Origin of the sequence: Brachyspira pilosicoli (assembly GCF_008016535.1) — a bacterium.
Classification (GTDB): domain Bacteria; phylum Spirochaetota; class Brachyspiria; order Brachyspirales; family Brachyspiraceae; genus Brachyspira; species Brachyspira pilosicoli_A.
Map to the genome: position 1 here is coordinate 16491 of NZ_SAXY01000058.1, position 23127 is coordinate 39617.

The following is a 23127-nucleotide window of genomic DNA, read 5'->3' on the forward strand; positions in this document are numbered from 1 at the left end:
AATATACAAAAATACATAGCAAATTTACAAAATTATATATTTAATCTAGAAAATTAAATATCTTTTAGTTTTTTAAAAATGGATAAATCTTCTCTATTAGTTATTTTTATATTATTTGAAGAGCATTCTATAATACCAACACTGCCTGAATATTTACTATATATTTCAGCATCATCTGTTGCTAGCTTTTTGTTTTTAGCATCCATATATTTATTTATAGCTATTAAATATTTACTAAAATTGAATGCTTGAGGAGTAGCAGCTCTGTATAAACATGTTCTGTCTATTGTTTCTGTAATATTTTTATTATCATCAACTTTTTTTATAGTATCTGTTACTTTAGAAGCGAGTATTGCCGCATCATTTTTTAATACATAATTGTAAAGCCTTAATATTTCTTTTTTGGTTACTAATGGTCTTACGCCGTCATGAATAAATACATAATCAGTTTTTATATTATTATCATTTAAATATTTAATTGCATTATAAACAGAATAAACCCTCTCACTTCCGCCTTCTATATAATGCATTATTTTTTTATTACTATTATTTATAGCATTTTCTTTTTCTATATACTTTTTTATATTATTTATTTCATCTTTTGAACTAACTAAAACAATATTATCAAATTTAAACTTTAACATATTAATTAGGGTATGTATAAATATAGGCTTATTATCAACTTTGATAAACTGCTTTTTAACTTTTCCGCCAAATCTTTTTGACTGTCCTGCTATAAGTAAAATTAATGTATTATAGTTCTTCATTTTTATTATTTCTTAAATTTATTCTCTCTTCAATTTGTTTTTCTTTTTCAATTTTTCTCTCTTCTCTAAGTTTATGTCTTGCCTCTCTTCTTAATCTCACATTTTCTGATATTTGCTGTTTTTTAGCTTCTTTTTCTTTTTTTCTCTCTTCATTATATTTTCTTCTCTCTTCGTTCATTTTCTCTCTATTTTGCTTTATCTCCTCTATTTGTCTTTTCCACTCTGCAACATCTTTTGACCTCTTTTCTTCTCTATCTCTTATTCTCTCTTCACGCTCTTCCATTCTTTTTAATCTTTCTTCTTCTCTTTTTTCAAACTTTGACAATTTAGCAGGGTCTGTAATATTTTTAATTTTATTTTTTAATTTCAATGTATAATCTTTTCTCTTTCCAATATTTTTAGGGAAAAATCTAGCACTAAGACCATCAACAAATAACTTAGCCCTAAGCATAAATATATTTTGTGTTTTCATATTAATAACAGATACCCAAGGGACTCTACTAATTATAATAAGTGCTATAATACCTGCCATAGTGTTTGAGAATAAATTGCCCCAAAATACTGACCAATATGATAAATATTTAGTAGTAACTATTATAAATATAAACCTCAAGAACCATATTCTAAGTATACTGATTATGAGAGGCACCCGCGTACGTCCAAGCCCAATCAAAGCCCCCTGTGCCACCATCGTAATCCCAAAACCTAAAACACCTAAAGCAAATATAGGTAATGCACCATTAGCAACATACAAATCTTCTGCATTTCTTGTAAAAAGTATAGTCATATGAGGCGTTAAAGGCACTACAATCGCTATGAGAATAATTGCTGTAATAGCACTTAATAACATTCCTGTATAACATGATTTTTTTGCTTTATCTGCATATTTAGCTCCTATATTCATACTTACCATTGTAGTAACCGCAGAACCAAATGCAGCAGGCAAATTAAAACATACTGCTGTAATATTATTAGCTATACCCTGACCGTTCAATACTGTAGCACCATATTTTTCAACTTCACTATTTATTAAGAAGAATCCTAAATTACTTAAAAATGTGGTAAGCATTGAAGGAACCCCTATTATCATAAGTTCTTTCAAAATGCTTGAATCAAATTTAAACTCTTTTAAAGATAATCTATCATCACCTTCTTTTATAAATAAATCATAATACATCCAAGCTGTAACTATTGCATAAGTAGAAAAAGATGCTAATACGCTTCCTACTACCTCTAAATGCAAAAAATAAACATATACAAAATTGAAAACTATTTTTAATAAAAGTAATATAACACTTCTTATAAAAGTAGCTTCAGGCTTACCATTAGCATTTTTTATACCATTATATAAAGCAGCCAAAAAAGTCATAGGCATAACAAAGCTGTATAATGATAAATATTGATATACATTCTCCTTAACGCCTGAATGTAAATTTATAGAAACAAGTATGCTTACCAAATATAGTGTAGGTCCCATAGCAATACCAAATAAAACACCTGTAACTACTATTTGTGTAGATATTCTTTTGGCATTTTTTAAGTCGCCTAATCCATTATATTGCCCCACTATAGCCATAGCAGCAACACCCAAACCTTGAGATAATGCTGTCATCATATTTATTATAGGCTCTGCAAAGTTTACACTGCTTGCTATGATAGTATTAGTAACATTATTAAGAAAAAGCCCGTCCATTAGAGGAATCATTGACTGCACTAATGTCATCATCAATGTAGGAATAGAAAGCATTATTAATGTGTTTGTTATAGAGCCATGAAGTATTAAATCCCTTCTTGCCTCTGTGGATTGGCTTTTAAAAAAGTTGACCATATTTTCCCTTCTAAATTGCTGTATAATAACTAACTAAAAAATATTATAACAATAATAATAAACTTTTAAAGATATTTTTAATTATTTTATCTAGAATAAATAATATTTTTTTATTATTTAAAAGTATTTACTATTGTAAACTCTATAGTTTTTCCAACAGCTTCCAAAGTGTTAACATCTATTTTGTCTATTGTATCATTTTGAGTATGATGATATTTATAGCCCATATCTATAACATCTATAAAAGGAATATTGTTAAAAATAAAAGGAGTATGGTCATCTATTATGCCGCCATAAAAATCATTTACAAAAAACTTTTCATAGCCTAAATATTTAGCGTTAGACCATACATTTTTATAAATATCAGAATAATAAGTATAAGCAAAGTTCTCGTATTTAAATAAAGCCTCACTGCTTCCAACCATATCAAGAAGTATGCCGAATTTAATTTTATTTTTATCTAACACATTATCATTTACAAAAGCAATGCTTCCCTGTATCCAATCGGTTTCAATAGGTGAAGTGCCTACAACATCAAATAAATTTCCGTCATCCTCAAGGTCAAACAATACAAAACATATACTGTAATTAAGCTCATAATTTCTCAAAGCATTCATAAGTTCAAGCAAAAGCCCAGAGCTGCTTGCTCCGTCATTAGCACCGTCTATTGGTTTATTTCTATTTTCAGGTATAGGGTCTTTTTCTGCAACGCTTCTGCTGTCATAATGGCTAGCTATTATAATATATTTATCTGTTTTGCCATTTAGAAATGCATATATGTTCTCGCCCACTCTTGCTTTTATATATGGAGCTTCAAATTTATGACTAAACACTTCATAGCCCATATTTGAAATTTCTTTTTTAAAATATTCTCTCACCTTTTTATGTGCTTCACTTCCATAATTGCGTGGTCCTAAATCTGTTTGAGCTTTCACATAATCATAAGATTTTTTAGAATCAAAATATAATTTAGAATTACTAGAAGGTAAATTATTATTTGAAGCACTAACATCATTGCAGGAAAATAAAAGCATACAAATTAAAACGGCAAAAATATTTTTAATCATAAATTAATCACTTTTAAGTTTTTTGATATATTTTAGTCTAATATAAATAAATTAAAAGTCAATGAAATAGCAATAAAAAGAAATAGGTTTTGTTAAAAGTATTTTTTATTTTTGTATTCTTGATTCACAATATAAGTCTTGTTTAAAATTTTGTACTTTTTGCAACTTTTTGCTACGGGAAAAAGTTGAATAAAAAATCATATAACAAAATGTACTTATTTCAGAATATACTGAAAATTTTTAACTTTTTTTATTTTTATTATTTGCAGGGCTTTGCCCCGCACCCCACTTCTTTTATTGGTATAAAAGAAGCAAAAGAACTGCATTTTTACAGAATATAGTCACAAACATATGGTATTATTTTATATATATTTATAAGCAGAAAAATTAAAACAATATAAATAAAAAAGGCACTCAAAATAATTGAATGCCTTATAGTTTTCTACTAAATAATATTATTATTTATCAGTTTTTTTTACTTCTTTTTTTGTAGCTGCTTTTTTTGGCTTGCAAACTCTCTTTTTTGGAGCTTCTTCTTTTTTGCTATCTTTATCCAATAAAGGCAATACCAACTCAGCAATTTGTACAGCATTTGTAGCAGCACCTTTTCTTATTTGGTCTCCCGCACACCAGAAAGTCAAAGAGTTTTTAGCACTAATATCTTCTCTTATTCTTCCAACAAATATATTATCTTGGTCTGTTGTATCTAAAGGCATAGGATATTTAAATTGTGAAGGATTATCTACCACTTTTACACCTTTAGCTTTTGATAATAATTCTTTAGCTTTTTTAGCTGTTAATTTCTTTTCTGTTTCTATTGTTATAGATTCACTGTGGCTTCTTAAAACAGGTACTCTAACACAAGTGCAGCTTACTTGTAAATCTGGAGCATGTAATATTTTTCTGCCTTCATTAGTCATTTTTAATTCTTCTTTAGTGTACCCTGTTTTGCTATCGAATGCATCTATTTGCGGAATTAAGTTAAATAATATTTGATATTTGAAAGCTTTTATATTTAACTTTTTTTGTTCTGCATAATCATAAACCTGTTGCTGAAGCTCTTCCATACCCTCTTTGCCGGCACCAGATACTGCCTGATATGTAGAAGCTATTATTCTTTTAATTTTAGCAAACTTATGTAATGGGGCTAATGCCACCAAAGCAATAATAGTACTGCAATTAGGATTAGCTATAATACCTTTATGAAGCTTAACATCTTCAGGATTAACCTCTGGAACAACTAGAGGAACATTCTTATCCATTCTAAAAGCACTGCTGTTATCAATAACAACGCTTCCAGCTTTTGCAGCCAAAGGGCTTAGCTTTTTACTTTCATCGCTTCCAACAGCAACTAAAGTAATATCCATATCTTTAAAAGAATCTTTACTTGGTTTTTCTATTGTGTATTCTTTATTATTAAAAATAACCTTCTGACCTGCTGTCTTATTACCTAATAATCTTAATTCATTAACAGGAAATTTTCTCTCTTGCAATATCTTAAGCATCTCTTTACCAACGGCACCTGAAGCACCCAATAAACAAACATTTACTTTTTTCATAAAATTAACCCATATATTAAATTATTTTTTATAGTAAGAATTATATAATATAATTTTTTAAAAGCAATATTATTATAATGAAACAATTATTTTTTATTGTAATTTTTTAAAATTATTTATAAATACTAAAATAATAAAATTATAAAATAAACTTCATAGCTCTAAGTATCTCATAATAATCATTACTCTCATAAACTATTGTGTTATCATTAACTTTTTTAGCATTAGGATAGAATGACATCTTATAAGCATAGCCATGTTCTTTATAAGTTACTTCAAGCTTAAAAGTTTTTGGAAGTTTTAAACATTTAAAATCTTGTTTTAAAGCTTCTTCAGTTTTCTCTTTAATAGTTTCAATCATAAGATTAGGAGAGTAATTAATAGTAGAATAACCAACACCCTCTTTTACAGGAAGAGTAATTAAACTAGGGTGATTAGGGTCCATATTGTTAGCATCATCGCAAAGCCCTTTATCTCCAGACAAAAATACTGAAGGCACATTTCTATAAGCAGCTGCATAACTAAAAAACATAAACTCGCTTGCCACAACATCATTTAATTTTATACTGAATACTTTAGAATTACTCATAGTATGAGATAAAGGATTACTTCCGCTTGTAGCAGGACTATGATATCCTATAAACATTACAGCATCAAAACTCTCATCTATACCCTCAACCATAGAATAAGGGTCTCCGCTCCATTTTCTATGCACTTTCACAATATCAGGCAAAGCAGTTTGGTCTATATTCATAGCAGAGTCATGGGCATCTTTAACAAATATCTCTTTAGCACCAGCAAGTATTGCTCCCTCGCAAGCAGCATTAACCTCTTTAGTCATTTGTAATGCATGCTCTTTATAAGTTAATGAACCCATATCTGTATCCGGCCATTGTGTAGTAGTTGTTACTCCTTCTATATCTGCACTAATAAATACTTTCATTTTTTTTTCCTTAATAAAAATAATTTTGCCTAATATACTATTACATTTTTTATTTTATTCAACATGTTTTTATGTAATTATTGTTATATAACTTTTTTATTTTATTCAACTTTTTCCCGCGTACGAGCTGTACCACTACTCGCCTATCTGTGCACTCCCTACGGTCGGCGGCTTGCCGCACGACAATACTCTGTTTAAATCATAGCCCTTTAGACGTGCGGGGGTATTGCTTTTTTATTCACAATTATTTTTTTCTTTGAAGTATTCGCCATATGAGTTTTCCGCACGGTAATGCTATGCTTTAATTATAACTTCTTAGTCGTGCGGGGGAGTGCATTTTAATGTACAATTAAATTATAAAATTTATAATAAAAATGCAGTTCTTTTACTTCTTTTATACCAATAAAAGAAGTGGGGTGCGGGGGCTAGTCCCCGAAAATAATTCAAAAATAAACAAAATGTAATTTTTCTACAAAATTAAAATTACATAGCTTTAATTTTATCTATCTTTAATGTATAATACAAATGCTTTATAGGAATTAATATTAAATAATAATTTATATAAAAATAGTTTATGAGTAATTATATTGTAACACAAAATAAAAACTTCTTTGACTCTTCAAATTTTGACTGCATAAAAATAAAAAAATCTCAATTGAAAAAAATTAATAAAAAAGAAAAAATAAATATCTTCTTATACGACAATGAAAAAAATAAATTATACGGCACATATGAAATAGATTTAAATACCAAAACAGAAAAAGATAGTTTTTTATATTTAAATATAACAGACACCTACAAAAAAAGAAGAGGAATATATTATAACCTCGAAGAGAAATATAATGAGTTTTCAATTTATAATATAGATGAAAATATTTTTTCAAAGTTAAAAGAGAGATTAGTTTTATTAAATGAAAATCTATCGCAAACATTTCTAAGCTGCTCTATAGAGAAACATAAAGAAAAACAAAATAAAAAAGAATATGTATTTCATTATAAAGCAATAGAAACTTATCCATCATTATATATTGCAGAATATAAAAAACCTTTTGATTTTGATGCATACAACAGCATATATAAAGAATATTTAAGATTATTAAAAAGAGCAAATAGTGAAAATGATAATATAAGCAAGTATTTAGAAATTGGAAACTATTTAATGAATATGCTTATACCGGAAAAAGATTTTAGAGAACATTTGTTTGAAGGATTTAGAATAGTTTATTTAAATCTTGATGAAACGACCTCTTCAATACCTTGGGATATATTATCATACAATAATAAATTTCTATCAGAAAAAATAATATTTTCTTATATTAGTGATGTTAATGTAATGCATAAAAAAATTACAAATAATAAAAAAATTGCTGTAGTATCAATACCCTATGATGACATAAACGATGAAAAAGAAATAGATTTGTTAAAAACATTATCCTCCTATAACAATTTAAATATTGATATATATAAAAAAGAGCATAACTATTTTGAGTTTATAAAAGTTTTAGAAAATTATGACATAGTGCATATTATCACGCATGGTCATTCAAATGGTTTATCTTTAAGTAAAGATTATATATTGAATAATATTTCTGCATTAGAAAATCCTCCTAAACTAATTTTTATTAATGCATGCAATATGAATGACAGCAATATAGTAAAATCATTTTTATCATGCGGTGTAAACACTGTAGTTTCTGGAATTGGCAGTTTATCCGATAATATATACAATGATTTTGTTATGAGTTTTTATTCAAACTTACTTCATAAGCATTCGAGAATAAACACAGCTCAAGCATTTCATTTTGCACATATAGAGATAAAAGACAATTATAATGGTTTTATGCGTTATAGATTTAATGGAGTAGCTTGTTATGTTTAAAAATATTTTTATGTTGCTGATTGTAAGTATATTTGTTTCCTGCTCAAACAATACCGAAGAAATCACAGCACCTACTATAAACAAAAGAAAAAAGTCGCCTAGAATATCAACACTTTATAAATCTGATTCATACAATCTAAGAATTAATTATATAATACTTCACTACACTGCATTAGATGATAATACATCTTTAAAAGTATTAACAGACCCCGGAGTATCCTCTCACTATTTAATAACAACAAGAGCAAATGAGTCTATATACAAATTAGTAGATGATACAAACAGAGCTTGGCATGCTGGAATTACAATGTACCAAAACAGATACAGCATTAATGATAGTTCTGTTGGAATAGAAATTGTAAATTTGGGATATATACAAAAAGTAACAAACACCCCGCAGCAGCTTGCAAGAATGAATAAAAGACAACTTGAAAATTTATACTTTACTCCATACGATGAATATTTGGAGTATGAAGAATCACAAATAGAAAAAGTGGTATATCTTCTTAGGGACTTGGTAGATAAATATGGAATAAGACCATATAATATATTAGGGCATTCAGATATAGCACCATACAGAAAAAAAGACCCAGGACCAAAATTCCCTTGGAAAAGATTATATGATGAATATGATTTGGGTATATGGTATGATGAAGAAGATTATAGTAACTTTATGATGAGTAATGATTATAGAAGGGCTACTGTAATGGATATAAAAAATGAGTTTATAAAATATGGTTATACAAGTATGCCGACTAATAATGTGTGGGATTATGAATCAAGAAAGGTGCTGTATGCTTTTCAATGCAGGTTTAGAACTAATGATATAGACGGCAACATAGACAAAGAAACATACAGTATAGCAAGAGCTTTGAACCTAAAAGTTAAAAAACTTAATGAAGCTTATGAACGCTCTAAGGCTAATAACTTCCTTACAAATACATTCTTTACAAATATATTTATAAGTAATAATATAATAAATAATAATTGGGATTATATGCATACTAATAAAAATATTATAATGAGGAGAAAATAATTTGATGCCTGTAGTTTATATAGCTTCCAGAGATATTGGTAATTATAAAGATAATACAGAGAGGCTTAAAGAAATATTAACAGAAAGTGATATTATATTAGTTGAAAGTTTTAGAGAGGCTACTACGCTTTTTAAAAATCTTAACCTTAATATAGATAAATCAAAATTAATAGAGTTTAGCGAGCATACAAAAAAAGGTAAAGACATTGATGATATAATGATAAAAATATTAAATTGTAAGACTGTTTCTCTCATTAGTGATTGCGGAACACCGGCTTTAGAAGACCCGGGAAGAGAGCTTCTTGAATATTGCTATTCTTATAATATAAAAGTAAAACCCATGCCAGGTGTAAGCAGCGTTACGGCGGCTATTATGTGTTTGCCTTTTAATTTTAGAGAGTTTTATTATGCTGGTCTTTTACCAAGAGATGACAGAGAAAGAGAGAGAAAATTGATAGAATTAAAAAAATTAAATGTTCCTGTTATAGTTTTGGATACTCCTTATAGGCTTTCAAAAGTGCTTAATGCTGTTAAAAAAATATATTCAAAAAATAAAATTGTTGCTTTATGTATGGATTTAACTATGCCTACTGAAGAGATTATAATAGATGAAATTAGTGTTCTTTGTTCTAAATATGGTGAAAACAAAAAAAGAGAGTTTGTATTAGTAATAAAATAATATAATGATAATTGTATTAAATAATAATTTATTCCGAAATATATATAGCTAAAACGGAGAGAATATGTTTACTATACCAATAATAGAGCTTAAAGAGGGAATGAAAATAGCTGCAAATGTATATGACAGCAATGATAATATTATAATAGATATGGGCTCTATTGTAACAAAAAGCACTATAGAGTTATTAAAAAAAAACTATATCACTACAGTATCTGTTGTAGAGTTAATAGAAAATAAATATGAAAATAAGTTTGAAAATAGTATAAAAAATCAATTAAACAAAAAAGTGATAATAGAAGAAAATGGAAGAGATATACTAAAAATTGACAGTGAAAAAGCATCAGATATAAATAATCTCACAATAGAAAAAACAAAAAATGCTTATAATATAGCAAAAAATAACGGCAGTGTTGATTTTATAGAATTAAAAAAAGATGTTGATATTATGCTTAATTCTATATTAGAAAACAGAGAAGCTCATTCATATTTAGCTATATTAAAAAGAAAAGATGAATCTATATATAAGCATGCCGTGGATGTCGCTGCATTATCTGCAATTACTGCAATAGAAATGAATTTAACAAAAGCTGATATAGCTAATATTATGCTTGGTGCTTTGCTTCATGATATAGGAAAGATGCTAGTTCCAGAATATTTACTAAACAAAAAAAACTTAACTGCAGATGAAATTAATATGTTAAAAAGACATACAACACATGGATATAAACTTGCTAAGAGAGATAATTTGGAAGATAATATTGCAGATATAATATTAGAACATCATGAAAAATATGACGGAAGCGGTTATCCTTTTGGTAAAGGAAATAGAGATATAGGGCTTTATAGTAAAATAATTTCTATATCAAATAAGTTTAATAATCTTATTGTTAATGGAAATGATGGTTTAATATGCACTGCAGACAAGGCAATGAAAATTATTATATCGCTTTCAAAAAAAGATTTTGATATGGATATAGTAAAGCATTTCCAAAAGGCTATAGGTTTTTATCCTAACAATACAAAAGTAAAATTATCTAATGGTCAAACCGCAAGAGTAATACAGCAAAATACTAATTTACCTTTAAGACCTATACTCTCTATTGAAAAAAACGAAGACGGAACTGATGCTAATTATCTTGATATTTTAGACCTTTCAAAATCAAATAATGTGTTTATAAGAGAAGTGCTATATTATGTGTAAGCGTAAGGGATACATACTAAAATAAAATTGATGATATTATATTTTATATAAATATAAAGTGCCAGCAGTTTTTATAGTTATAAAATTGAATAAAATAAATATTTATATTGTTTTAATGTTTAGTATGTAAAATATAGTTAGTATTACTTTCTTAACTTGCACTTTTTGCAACTTTTTGCTGCGGGAAAAAGTTGAATAAAACATACATCAATATAAAAATTATTTGTTTAAATTAAGATATTTGCAGGGCTTTGCCCCGCACCCCACTTCTTTTATTGGTATAAAAGAAGCAAAAGAACTGCATTTTTTATGTAATATAGCTACAAACATATATCATTATTTAATATATATTTATAATCAGTATCGACTTTTTTTGTTGAATTTTTTATAGCTATATAATTTTAATTAATTTTCATTAATTTTAATATATAAAAAAATTGTTTAATATGTTAGATAATTTTCATAAAAAATAAAAAAAATATTCCAACCTGTAACAGCTTATATAAATTTATCCAAAAGTTATTGACTTTTTGATGTTTTTATTTTAGAATAGCTATGTATAATTTATTGATTTATTGGTGTTTTTAAATGTTTGATAATTTAACCAAATCTATATCTAACGTGTTCTCCAAATTACGCGATAAAAGAGTACTATCTGAAAAAGATATAGAAGACACCCTCATAGGAATTAAAGAAGCCTTATTATCAGCAGACGTATCTTTAGAAGCAGCCGATAAATTCTTAGAAGAAGCAAAAAAAAGAGCTATAGGTAAAGAAAAGTTAGAAAATGTAGATCCCGCTAATCAATTCGTAGCCGATGTACATGATACATTAGTTTCTATGATAGGCGAAGGTGAAAGCGGTCTTAAATTAGAACCAGTAGAAAAAACAACAGTTACACTTCTATTCGGTTTGCAAGGTTCTGGTAAAACAACAACTTCTGCTAAATTAGCAAAATACTATAAAGATAAAAGAAGAGTCTTTCTCGTTGGTCTTGACGTACACAGACCTGCAGCTATGGAGCAATTAGCAGTATTAGCTAAAGAGGTTGGTGTTCCTTGTCATATAGATACAAAAGAGAAAAAGCCTTATAAAATATTAAAAAGAGCTATGTCTATCGCTAAAAAAGAGCAGTATAATATGATTATTGTAGATACTGCTGGACGTTTAGAGATAGATGAAGAGATGATGCTTGAACTTAGAAGAGTTGTTAATTCTGTTGATGTTACAGAAAAATTACTCGTTGTAGATTCTACAGCAGGTCAAAGTGTGTTTGATGTTGCTAAGAGTTTTCAAAGCAATATTGGCATAAATGGTGTAATACTTACAAAATTTGACTCTGGTGTTAGAGGAGGAGCTGCTTTATCGCTTCGTTATGCAACAGGCTCTTCAGTTAAGTTTATAGGTACTGGTGAACATTTAGAAGATATAGATGTGTTTGATGCCAAAAGAGTTGCAGGTCAAATACTTGGAATGGGTGATATAGTAAAACTTGTAGAAAAGGTTCGTGCTGCCATCAGTGAAAAAGAAGCTCAGGAAATGCTTCAAAAGGTTATAGAAAATAATTTTGATTATAATGACTTTTTGAAACAGATAGATGCTACAGCCAAAATGGGCGGTATATCTAAAATGACTTCTATGATACCGGGAATGGCTAATGTGGATAATGAATTAATAAGTAGAGAAGAACAGAAGTTTGTAAAATATAAAGCTATTATACAATCAATGACTAAAAAAGAACGTCTTGCTTTGTTTCCTTTGAACAATTCAAGAAAGATGCGTATAGCTAATGGAAGCGGTCAAAGTATTTATGATGTAAATCAGTTAATAAAACAATTTACAATGATGAAGAATATGATGGGCAGCACTAAAAAAATGAATAAATTGGCAAAATCCCTAGAGGGCATAGGCATGTCTATAGAAGATTTAAATAAATTAATGTAATAATTTGGAGGAAAGAAAGGTGGTAAAATTAAGATTAAAACGTATAGGCCGCAAACATGAACCTCATTATCGTGTAGTGGCAACAGATTCTCGTTTTCCACGCGATGGCCGTTTTATAGAGGAGTTGGGCTGGTTTAATCCTAAGGCTAAAGATGTTTTATACAAATTAGATTTAGAGAACATCAAAAAATGGCTCTCTAATGGTGCACAGCCTACTTATGCAGTTAAAAGCATTCTCATAAAAGAAGGATTAATGGAGAAAGATAAAGGAGCTCCGCTTGCTAGAAAACAAAAAAGAGCATTGAAAAATCCTGAGAAGAGACGTAAGAATCGTACACAAGCTAAGCCAGAGGTAACAACAGAAGAAAGTAACAATGAGGCTTAATATATATTATAATAAAAGGAGTGTGCTATGACGGAAGAAAAAGAGCTTATTGAGTACCTAGCTAAAAAGCTAGTTGATGAGCCTGAGGGGGTTAGTGTAAAAGTAATCGAGGGTGAGAAAAGTACTATTCTCGAACTAAAGGTTAATCAAAGCGACATAGGTAAGATAATAGGTAAAAGAGGCCGTATTGCTCATGCTTTACGAACTATTCTTTTTGCTGCTTCTATGAAAAGCGGTAAACGTGTTATGCTTGAGATTATTGACAATTGAAAATTTTTTATTCAACTATCACTAGTGTGCATGGCTTAAATGGAGAGGTGGAATGTACTTTTATAGATAAAAGTTATTTTGCCTCTCTTCCTTTTTTAAATAATAATACCAATATATATATTGACAATCAAGAATATAAAATAATAAATATCAAGAAAAAAAACAAATCTTTTGTTTTCAAATTAGAAAAAATAGACAGTATCAATGATGCTAAAGCCTTAATAGGAAAAGACATTTATATTGACTATGAGAATCTTCCTTCTTTAGACGATAATAGTTTTTATGAGGCTGAAATTATAGGCTATAATGTAATAGATTCTGATGGGAAACTCTATGGAAAGGTAGCAGATTTATATTCTTTGCCTTCCAATTATGTTTTTGTTATTTCTTTGGAGAATAGTAAACAAGAGATTTCTATACCATTCGTTGGTGCATATTTCGGAAAAGTTGATAAAGTTAATAGGGTTTTAGAGATTATAGAGAAACCTATAGTTGATGAAGAGTGAATTTTTTATTTTAATTTTTATACAAAGATATTTTTTAATTTTTTTGTTTGTGGTGGCTTTGCCCCCTGCGAAGCGTGTCCGTAGGGTAGCACCACAGTTCTTTTGCCGATAGGCACCTACTCGGTATTGGTATAAAAGAACCTTATATCCTTCGGATACGCTTCGCAAAGAACTGCATTTTTATACAAAGTTACATCTATTATTTTATATTTAATATATATTCCAACATATAGAGTAAAAATATTTGCACTTTTGGTTCTTTGACGAAGTCCGCACAGCGACCGTAGGAAGTGCCTTCGATATTGGTATAAAAGAACCTTATATCCTTCGGATACGCTTTGCGAAGAACTGCATTTTTATTATAAATTTTATAATTTAATTGTATATTAAAAGGTATTCCCCCGCACGTATAATAAGTTATAATTAAAGCATAGCATTACCGTGCGGCAAGGTGGTACAGCTCGTACGCAGGAAAAAGTTGAATAAAAAATAATTATTTTAATATATTTTGAAATTTTTAAGTTTGTCAAAATTTATTTTTTATGTTTTTATTTTTTTCGGTGGCTAGCCCCCATACCCCCAGTTCTTTTGCCAATAGGCACCTACTCGGTATTGGTATAAAAGAACCTTATATCCTTCGGATACGCTTCGCGAAGAACTGCATTTTATTATAAATTTTATAATTTAATTGTACATTAAAATACACTCCCCCGCACGACTAAGAAGTTATAATTAAAGCATAGCATTACCGTGCGGCAAGGTGGTACAGCTCGTACGCAGGAAAAAGTTGAATAAAAATTTATATAAAAAATATAATTATTTATTGTATACTAAAAAAATTACACACATTTATAAAATACATAAATTGACAAAACTATTACTTTCAGTATATTTATAATATAAAATTAATCATTGTTAGGTTATTAAAAAAATTTGCATTAGAAAAGAATATATATTAAAATAACATATATAGAATTTAAAAAAAGGATGCTATATGTTTAAAGGCACTACAATATGTGCAGTATGCAGAGACGGTGTTACTGCTATAGCTGGAGACGGACAGGTTACTTTGGGTGAGACTGTGATGAAGCCTAATGCAGTTAAATTAAGAAAACTATACGGGGGTAAGGTAATATCAGGTTTTGCTGGCTCTACCGCTGATGCTTTTACATTATTTGAAAAATTTGAAAAGAAGCTGCAGGAGTTTTCTGGGGATTTAACACGTGCTGCTGTGGAGCTTGCTCGTGAGTGGAGAACTGATAAAATGCTTAGGAATTTACAGGCGCTTATTATAGTGGCCAGCAAAGAAAAAATGCTTCTTCTATCTGGTAATGGCGATGTGATAGAGAGTGAAAATAATATACTTGCTATTGGAAGCGGCGGACAATATGCTAAAGCTGCTGCTATGGCTTTGAGTGAAAATACTAATCTTTCTGCTAAAGAGATAGCTAGAAAGTCTTTGGAGATTGCTTCACAGATATGTATATATACCAATAGTAATATTTCTTTGGAGGTAATAGAATAAATTATGTCATTTGATGCGAAATTAGAAAGTGAGCTTACACCTAGAAGAATTGTTGAAGCTTTGGATCAATATATAATAGGTCAGACAGAGGCTAAACGTTCTGTAGCTATAGCTTTGAGAAATAGATATAGAAGACGTCATTTACCTGAGGAGTTAAAAGATGAAGTTGCTCCTAAAAATATTATATTAATAGGACCTACTGGAGTTGGTAAGACTGAGATTGCGAGGAGGCTTGCTAAATTAGTTAATGCTCCTTTCATAAAAGTAGAAGCTACTAAATATACTGAAGTTGGATATGTGGGCAGAGATGTTGAGAGTATGGTGAGGGATTTGGTGAATGCGGCTATATTTGAGCTTAAAACTTCTATGATGAAAGAGGTTGAAAAAGAGGCCACTGATATTGCTTTGGATAAACTTGCTAAACTTTTACTTCCATCTGTAAAAAAAGAAGATAATGAAATAATATCTGCTGAAGAGGCTGAGAAAAAGAATAATGCCAAAGAGCAAATAAAAAAACGCATAGCAAACGGAGATTTTGATGAGAGTTATGTGGAGATAAAGATATCATCTAATCAGGGCAGAATGTTTGGTATAATACCGGGAATGGGATTTGAAGAGAATGATATGATTCAATCTATGGTTGGAAGCATTATGCCTCAAAGCAAGAAAAATAAAAAATTAAGAGTAAAAGAGGCTAAGAAATATCTTATAAATGAGGCTTCTGAAACTTTAATAGATATGGAAAAAGTTACTTCTGATGCTTTATCTTTAGCTGAGAATATGGGTATAATATTTTTAGATGAGATAGACAAAATTGCTAGCGGAAATAAAACAGACAGTGCTGATGTGGCTCGTCATGGTGTACAGAGGGATTTACTTCCTATAGTTGAAGGCACAACTGTTAATACTAAATACGGGCCTATAAAAACTGATCACATACTTTTTATAGCGGCTGGTGCTTTTCATGTTAATAAGCCTTCTGATTTAATACCGGAATTACAGGGAAGGTTTCCTATTAGAGTTGAATTAAAGGCTTTATCTAAAGAAGATTTTAAAGATATACTTGTTAATCCTAAGAATGCTATTACTAAACAGTATCAGGAATTACTTAAAACGGAGGGTGTTACTATAGAGTTTGAAGATGAGGCTTTAGAAAAGATAGCTGATTTGGCTTATAATATTAATACTAATGTTGAAAATATTGGGGCTAGAAGACTTTATACTATTATGGAGAAGGTATTTGAAGAAATTTCTTTCAGTGCTGATGAACATAGCGGAGAATTTATAAAAATAACTTCCGATAATGTTAAGGAGGCTGTAAAAGATATAGAAGAAAATAGAGATATTAGCAGATATATATTATAATTATTTTAACAAATAGGAGGATTTTATGAATGATATAGAAAAAGCTGATTTAAGCCAACTTAACATTGAAGATACAGGGGTTGCTTTAAATGAAAGTAATTTATTTATTAAATGGCGACCTATATACGAGACGAAGCATAAAATTATAGATAGCCAGCATAAAGAACTTGTTAATATTATTAATGAGCTTTATTTAAGTGCTATTAACAATGCTAATGATTCTAATGGCGGGTTCATTAAAGCTGTTAAGAAATGTATTGATTATACACAATATCACTTCAAAACTGAAGAGAAGATTATGGATTTAATCAATTATTCTGATGCTGAAAATCATAAGGCTATGCATAAAAACTTTTGTATGGAATTAGTTAATCAAATTAGAAAATACGAAGAGGGTCAGCCTTTTGTTGCTAATAAGTTTTTGAAATATTTAAAAGATTGGCTGTTAGAACATATTGCTTTTAGAGATAAAATTTTTGTGGAAGAAGTAATAGCTTACTTGAAAAAAAACAATATATAGAATTATTAATTTAAATCAAATCTATAATGACAAGGGTTCATAGCAGCAATCAAAGTAAAGTTAGCTATAAAATATAAATTTATATTAAGACTTCAGACTAATTTTCTTCAATTCACATATTTTATGACTTCATTATAAACATATAATAAAAATGAAATTAAATAAATTTATTTAATAATTATAAATATTATATTTGAGTATTCCTTAATTTTTTAATATAATGTTAATTTACACAAAAATAGCAAAAAATATATTTTTTATAATTACTTGACAAAAATTATTTATTTGCTATCATATACTAATGATGAACTATATGAACTATATATTTAACATCACGCATCGCATCGCATCGCATCGCATCGCATCGCATCGCATCGCATCGCATCGCATCGCATCGCATCGCATCGCATCGCATCGCATATAAACTAAATTCTGTTTCTATTAATACATTATCATATTTAAATAAAATATCGGCAATATTCTCATTGCATTTGTTTTTATCAATTTTTGGCGGCAATAAACATTGTCAGTTAATCATTCATAATAGCATCATAAAAACATTATTAATATCATCATTAAGGAGATTTCTATGTTAAATAATTTGAATAAAAAAATTATTAAAATTGTTGTCAGCATTTTTTTGTTAGCTTTAATTTCAATAAGCTGTGAATCGAAACAAGATCCTACAAAACAAGATCCTATTACTTTCAGACCTATGGATTTAGTTGGCACATGGTATAGTACAGATGGAAAAGCTGATAGTTTTACTATAACATACGAAGGCTATATGACTTTAAATGATGGGTCTCAATCTAAAACCATTCCAATAGAAAACTGGAGATATACTATGAGTAATGAAGTTACTTCCTATGAGCTGTTTTCGGGTATAGTACGTTTTTATTTCAAAAGTTCTAGTGAATGTGAGGTGATTATTAGTACTGCAAGCGGAGAATCACGAGGGTATTTCAGAAAAGCAGTATAATATATATTTTTACTGTATCTTATATGCGGTTATTTTATTATTAACTGCATATAAAAAATTTGAAATTCTTCGTTAAAAAGAAAAATAATAACATTAATTAAGATTAAATCTATACTGCAAAGCTTCTGTTATATGCGATATTTCTATTATCTCTTTATTTTCTATGTCAGCTATAGTTCTTGAAACTTTAAGTATTTTGTTATAGCTTCTTGCACTCATTGAAAACTTTTGCATTGCCATATTCAGCATATTTTTAGCTTTGCTGTCTAATATGCAAAACTTTTCAATATCTCTTATACCCATAGATGAGTTTGAAAATATTTTAACTCCATTTTCTCTAAATCGTTTTTCCTGTATTTTTCTTGCATCAGTAACTATTTTACGCATAGAAGAAGAACTCTCTCCATCTACTTTTGAAATCATTTTATCATAATCTACTCCTCGTACCTCTATTGATATATCTATTCTGTCAAGTATAGGTCCTGAAAGTTTAGCAATATATTTTTTTCTTGCATTTTCAGAGCATCTGCAAATATGTTTTTCATCTCCGTAATAACCGCAAGGACAAGGATTCATAGCAGCAACCAAAGTAAAATTAGCAGGAAAAGAAATGCTTCCATTTGCTCTGCTTATAGTGATAGTTTTCTCTTCCATTGGCTCTCTTAAAGTTTGAAGTGCTGAGCTTTGAAACTCCACAAACTCATCAAGAAATAAAACTCCATTATGAGCCAAAGTAATTTCACCTGCTTTTATATTTCTTCCTCCTCCTACTAAACTCACATAAGAAGAAGTATGATGAGGTATTCTAAAAGGGCGTTTTTTTACTATCGGCATATTTTTTGACAGCAGTCCGTATGATGAATATATTTTTGTTACTTCAATAGCCTCTTCAAAAGTGAGTGGAGGAAGTATTGTAGGTATTCTTTTTGCTATTAAAGTTTTACCGCAGCCGGGTGAGCCTATCATTATAAAGTTATGCCCGCCAGCAGCAGCTATCATCGCAGCACGTTTTGCATATTCCTGACCCTTTACTTCAGAAAAATCTACTGTCTCATTATTATCTGCAGCAAAATTAAAATTGCCTTTAGATATTATAGCTTCTTTTTTGCCTTCAGAAACATCCATTGCTTCTTTTAGTGTTTTTACAGGGTATAAATTAAGTCCTTCAATAATATTTGCTTCTTCCATATTGTTAAAAGGTATAATGGCGTTTTTTATTCCCAATTCTTTAGCATTCAAAAGCATAGAGAATATTCCCTTCACCTCTCTTACGCTTCCGTCTAATGCCAATTCGCCTAGTATTATAGTGTTATTCATAAAGTCAGAAAAAAATAACTGTGCACTAGATGAAAGTATACCCAAGGCAAAAGGCAAATCATACATGCTTCCTGATTTTTTTATATCTGCTGGAGCTAAATTTATAGTTATTCTCTTTGGTGGGAAAAATCTGTCGCTATTATTTATTGCAGCAATTACTCTCTCTTTTGCCTCATTAACTGCTTGGTCTGGCAATCCAACAACATCAAACTTTGGTAAGCCTTCGGATATATTTACTTCTATAGTTATTGGTATGCCTTCTATACCATAAAGAGCTTCTGAATATATTTTGGTATGCATAAAGTATTACTCCTATTAATTTTTTTATGCATATAGTTAAACAAACTTTTTATAATTTTAAGCCTTGATTTTATATTATTTTTTTATTAATTTATTTTTGTCATAGTGCCTCTATAATATACAGGAGTTGGATTTTCTTCATCTGTAAAACTAACTTCAACAATAACATCTGCAGTAGAATTATCAGCATTGAAAGTAGATATTGTTTTATAAGAAGTATAATCATCAATTATAGTGAACTCTAAAGTGTTTTCTTTCGGATTATTAATTTTATCAAAAGATAAGCTAGGTTCTGGGTAGCTATAGCCTGATATATATACATCTATAGAGGCATCATTTTTTATTACAAATTTCCAAGTTAAATATTCAAGAGTGTTATCAGATTTTAGTTTTCCATTCCAAGTGCCTTCATGTTTTATAATATCTTCTTTATTGTTATTTACTTCTGTGTTAGTTTCGTTAGTATTTGTTTCATTAGATGATGATGCAGAGCTGTATTCTACTCCTGTTGTTTTTTTATTGCGGCAGCTTAATAATAATACTATTGCCATCATTATAATTAATAATAGTTTTTTTATCATTTTTTATATTATCCTTTTATATATTCTCTTTTACTAAAATAATATTCTATATGTAAATATCTCATATAATATAAAAAAAATATATAAATAGTGTTGCAAATTTATTAGCTATAATAATATAAATAATATGTTAAACTATTTTTAATTTATTTCGTATATTATAGTATACTTTAATTTTTGGGATAAAAAATTATGACAAAAAATATTACATTAATTATATTATTTTTATTTGCTCTAAACCTATACCCTATCGCTACATCAAAGCAATATAATAATTGGAAGGTAAAAACTATTGTATATGACGGCACAGATAAAAAAACTGTTACAATGTCTTTAAATCTTGATAAAAAGCTAGAAGTATATATAGCTTCAAGACAAGAACAATTAAACATCACAATTACTTGGTATAATGATAAAATTAATAATGATGATGCTGTAATATCATATTATTTTGACAATAAACAAAAAACAGAAATAGAACCAATAGTACGCTCAGAAAAAAATAATTTTGATATACTTTATACTATTTCTCCGTCATTTGGAATAGTACAGGAAGATGAAATAATTAACTTTTTTAAAGATTTAATTAATCATACTACTATGACAATAAAGCCATATAGAGAATCAAAAAATGCATATAATATAGATTTAAAAGGCATAAAAGAAGCAATAGAATATACAGATTTTTCTAATACTTTATTTGATAAATATAAAACTAGTATTTTAAAATAACTTGACTTTTTTTTCTTGTAGTATTATACTATACAGTAATATTGGAGCTATTTATGAGTTATAGTTTTATTACTCTTAAAACATATACATTCTTTCAAGTATTAATCAGGCGTTAAGCCTAGTCATCTATTATATATCAATAAAAAAACGCATTTTATTAATAAAAAAAATATGTTAATATTATACATCTTTATACATATAAAAAAAATTTAGGAGATAAAAAATGTTTAAAAAAATAATAATTATTACATCATTACTTTTAATATCTTTAATGGCTTTTATGAGCTGCTCTAAAAAGGAAAATAAACTTTATGTTGGAACTAATGCTGAATTTGTACCTTTTGAATATAGAGAAGGCGACCAAATTGTTGGATTTGATGTAGACTTAATTAATGAAGTAGCAAAAATTATAAAACAAGATATTGAGTTTGTAGACATGGCTTTTGACGGACTTCTTCCAGCTTTACAATCTAAAAAAATAGACATAATCATTGCTGGTATGACTGCAACTGAAGAGAGAAAGAAGTTTGTTAATTTTTCAGAACCTTATTATAACAGTCAGCAATCTATATTAGTTCATAAAGACAATAATGATATTATTGGCTTTGATAATTTAGAAGGTAAAAATGTTGGTGTTGTATTAGGTTATACAGGGGATTTAATTGTAAGTGAAATGTCTAATGTAAATGCTCAAAAATATGGTGCTACATCAGAGGCAGTAATAGCTTTAAAAAGTAAAAAAGTAGATGCTGTAGTTTTAGATTATGAACCTGCTAAACAATATTTTAATCAAAATGATGATTTAAAATTAATTATTACAGATTCAGTAAATGAAGAGTATGCTATTGCTATGAGAAAAGAAGATACAGAATTGCTTAAAAAAGTTAATGATGCTTTAAATACTATAAAAGAAAATGGCACTTATGACATGCTTATAGAAAAATATTTTAACGCTGGATTATAATATTATAATATAGTTATTAGTGGGAGATTATTTTAATGAAAAATATATTAAGAGTTGTTTTATTAGTTTCTTTACTTGCTGTGCTGTCTTGCGGTAAAGAAGAGAGCGATGTTTTGTATGTAGGCACTAATGCTGAATATCCTCCTTTTGAGTATTTAGATGAGAATGGAAATGTTGTTGGATTTGATGTTGAGCTTATAAATGAGATATCAAAAATAATAGGAAAGAAAATAGAAATAAAAGATATGACTTTTGACGGACTTATACCTGCTTTAGAGGCTAAAACTATAGACATACTTATAGCTGGTATTACTGCTACAGAGTCAAGAAAGAAAGTTATTAATTTTTCTAATCCTTATTTTGAATCTCAGCAGGCTATTATAGTAAAAGAAGATAATAACACTATTACTAACTTTGACAGCTTAAACAATACTTATACAGTTGGTGTTGTTTTAGGATATGTGGGAGATGTTGCTTTAACAGAGAGTAAAAAAGTTGATAAAATAGAGAGATTTAATAGAACAGCAGATACTATAGTGGCATTACAGAATGGCAAAATAGATGCTGCTATAATGGATTATCCTATAGCCGTTGGTTATATAAAGAACAATGAAGGTCTTAAAGCTATTAAAACAGATTTATCTATACAAGAGCTTTGTATTGGTTTTAGAAAAGAAGATACTAAGCTTTTGGAAGATGTAAACAAAGCTTTAGATACTTTGAAAGAAAACGGCAAATATGATGAGCTTGTAAAAAAATATTTTTAATATTTAA

General features: G+C 28.6%; 22 protein-coding genes. 15 read left to right on the top strand and 7 right to left on the bottom strand.

The window, feature by feature from the left end; translation table 11 throughout:
* Nucleotides 1–53: 53 nt before the first annotated feature.
* The 5 genes from ispD to EPJ72_RS09535 form a co-directional block, all read right to left on the bottom strand.
* Entirely contained in the window at nucleotides 54–767 is a 714-nt protein-coding gene (ispD, locus tag EPJ72_RS09515) for a 2-C-methyl-D-erythritol 4-phosphate cytidylyltransferase (protein ID WP_147731932.1), read from the bottom strand.
* Nucleotides 754–2595 carry an MATE family efflux transporter gene (locus EPJ72_RS09520; RefSeq protein WP_147731933.1) on the bottom strand — a complete coding sequence of 614 codons (1842 nt, stop codon included), beginning with the start codon at nucleotides 2593–2595 and terminating at the stop codon, nucleotides 754–756. The genes ispD and EPJ72_RS09520 overlap by 14 nt, the downstream gene beginning before the upstream one ends.
* A gap of 113 nt (nucleotides 2596–2708) precedes the next feature.
* Nucleotides 2709–3662, bottom strand: coding sequence for a M28 family peptidase (locus EPJ72_RS09525; RefSeq protein WP_147731934.1), 954 nt, complete (start codon nucleotides 3660–3662; stop codon nucleotides 2709–2711).
* Between the two features lie 458 nt (nucleotides 3663–4120).
* Nucleotides 4121–5221 carry an aspartate-semialdehyde dehydrogenase gene (locus EPJ72_RS09530; RefSeq protein ID WP_147731935.1) on the bottom strand — a complete coding sequence of 367 codons (1101 nt, stop codon included), beginning with the start codon at nucleotides 5219–5221 and terminating at the stop codon, nucleotides 4121–4123.
* A gap of 139 nt (nucleotides 5222–5360) precedes the next feature.
* The gene (locus EPJ72_RS09535) at nucleotides 5361–6164 is read right to left on the bottom strand and encodes a M55 family metallopeptidase (protein ID WP_147731936.1); all 804 of its coding nucleotides are present in this window, start codon (nucleotides 6162–6164) and stop codon (nucleotides 5361–5363) included.
* A gap of 574 nt (nucleotides 6165–6738) precedes the next feature.
* Here EPJ72_RS09535 and EPJ72_RS09540 point away from each other — a divergent pair.
* The 12 genes from EPJ72_RS09540 to EPJ72_RS09600 all read left to right on the top strand — a co-directional run bounded on the left by EPJ72_RS09540 (nucleotide 6739) and on the right by EPJ72_RS09600 (nucleotide 18459).
* Nucleotides 6739–8043, top strand: coding sequence for a CHAT domain-containing protein (locus EPJ72_RS09540; protein WP_147731937.1), 1305 nt, complete (start codon nucleotides 6739–6741; stop codon nucleotides 8041–8043).
* Nucleotides 8036–9079 carry an N-acetylmuramoyl-L-alanine amidase gene (locus EPJ72_RS09545; protein ID WP_147731938.1) on the top strand — a complete coding sequence of 348 codons (1044 nt, stop codon included), beginning with the start codon at nucleotides 8036–8038 and terminating at the stop codon, nucleotides 9077–9079. Before EPJ72_RS09540 ends, EPJ72_RS09545 begins: the two co-directional genes overlap by 8 nt.
* 4 nt (nucleotides 9080–9083) lie before the next feature.
* Nucleotides 9084–9758: an SAM-dependent methyltransferase gene (locus EPJ72_RS09550; RefSeq protein WP_147731939.1), complete on the top strand. Its 675-nt coding sequence runs from the start codon at nucleotides 9084–9086 to the stop codon at nucleotides 9756–9758.
* Between the two features lie 64 nt (nucleotides 9759–9822).
* Nucleotides 9823–10962 (top strand): HD-GYP domain-containing protein, encoded by a 1140-nt coding sequence (locus EPJ72_RS09555; RefSeq protein WP_147731940.1) that lies wholly within the window; start codon nucleotides 9823–9825, stop codon nucleotides 10960–10962.
* A gap of 588 nt (nucleotides 10963–11550) precedes the next feature.
* Nucleotides 11551–12906 (top strand): signal recognition particle protein, encoded by a 1356-nt coding sequence (locus EPJ72_RS09560; protein WP_147731941.1) that lies wholly within the window; start codon nucleotides 11551–11553, stop codon nucleotides 12904–12906.
* 19 nt (nucleotides 12907–12925) lie between these two features.
* Nucleotides 12926–13291 (top strand): 30S ribosomal protein S16, encoded by a 366-nt coding sequence (gene rpsP / locus EPJ72_RS09565; protein ID WP_147731942.1) that lies wholly within the window; start codon nucleotides 12926–12928, stop codon nucleotides 13289–13291.
* A 27-nt stretch (nucleotides 13292–13318) separates the two neighbouring features.
* Complete coding sequence (locus EPJ72_RS09570; protein WP_008726607.1) at nucleotides 13319–13561, top strand: KH domain-containing protein; 243 nt, start codon at nucleotides 13319–13321, stop codon at nucleotides 13559–13561.
* Nucleotides 13558–14067, top strand: coding sequence for a ribosome maturation factor RimM (rimM, locus tag EPJ72_RS09575; RefSeq protein WP_147731943.1), 510 nt, complete (start codon nucleotides 13558–13560; stop codon nucleotides 14065–14067). The genes EPJ72_RS09570 and rimM overlap by 4 nt, the downstream gene beginning before the upstream one ends.
* A gap of 994 nt (nucleotides 14068–15061) precedes the next feature.
* Entirely contained in the window at nucleotides 15062–15592 is a 531-nt protein-coding gene (gene hslV, locus EPJ72_RS09580; protein WP_013244233.1) for an ATP-dependent protease subunit HslV, read from the top strand.
* Between the two features lie 3 nt (nucleotides 15593–15595).
* Nucleotides 15596–16957, top strand: coding sequence for an ATP-dependent protease ATPase subunit HslU (gene hslU / locus EPJ72_RS09585; RefSeq protein ID WP_147731944.1), 1362 nt, complete (start codon nucleotides 15596–15598; stop codon nucleotides 16955–16957).
* A 25-nt stretch (nucleotides 16958–16982) separates the two neighbouring features.
* Nucleotides 16983–17477: a bacteriohemerythrin gene (locus tag EPJ72_RS09590; protein ID WP_242004982.1), complete on the top strand. Its 495-nt coding sequence runs from the start codon at nucleotides 16983–16985 to the stop codon at nucleotides 17475–17477.
* 715 nt (nucleotides 17478–18192) lie between these two features.
* A complete protein-coding gene (locus EPJ72_RS09600) occupies nucleotides 18193–18459 on the top strand; it encodes a hypothetical protein (protein WP_147731945.1) in 267 nt (88 codons plus the stop codon).
* Between the two features lie 93 nt (nucleotides 18460–18552).
* Here the strand turns inward: EPJ72_RS09600 and EPJ72_RS09605 are convergent, their stop codons facing one another.
* Both EPJ72_RS09605 and EPJ72_RS09610 read right to left on the bottom strand, forming a co-directional pair.
* On the bottom strand, nucleotides 18553–20076 hold the full coding sequence (locus EPJ72_RS09605; RefSeq protein ID WP_147731946.1) for a YifB family Mg chelatase-like AAA ATPase: 1524 nt from the start codon (nucleotides 20074–20076) through the stop codon (nucleotides 18553–18555).
* An 86-nt stretch (nucleotides 20077–20162) separates the two neighbouring features.
* Nucleotides 20163–20657: a hypothetical protein gene (locus EPJ72_RS09610; protein WP_147731947.1), complete on the bottom strand. Its 495-nt coding sequence runs from the start codon at nucleotides 20655–20657 to the stop codon at nucleotides 20163–20165.
* A 192-nt stretch (nucleotides 20658–20849) separates the two neighbouring features.
* Between EPJ72_RS09610 and EPJ72_RS09615 the strand changes: the two genes are divergently transcribed.
* The 3 genes from EPJ72_RS09615 (at nucleotide 20850) to EPJ72_RS09625 (ending at nucleotide 23120) form a co-directional block, all read left to right on the top strand.
* Nucleotides 20850–21389: a hypothetical protein gene (locus tag EPJ72_RS09615; protein ID WP_147731948.1), complete on the top strand. Its 540-nt coding sequence runs from the start codon at nucleotides 20850–20852 to the stop codon at nucleotides 21387–21389.
* A gap of 223 nt (nucleotides 21390–21612) precedes the next feature.
* Nucleotides 21613–22353, top strand: a complete 741-nt coding sequence (locus EPJ72_RS09620; protein WP_147731949.1) for a basic amino acid ABC transporter substrate-binding protein — start codon at nucleotides 21613–21615, stop codon at nucleotides 22351–22353.
* Nucleotides 22354–22388: 35 nt separating this feature from the next.
* Nucleotides 22389–23120, top strand: a complete 732-nt coding sequence (locus EPJ72_RS09625; protein ID WP_147731950.1) for a basic amino acid ABC transporter substrate-binding protein — start codon at nucleotides 22389–22391, stop codon at nucleotides 23118–23120.
* The last annotated feature ends 7 nt before the right edge of the window (nucleotides 23121–23127 follow it).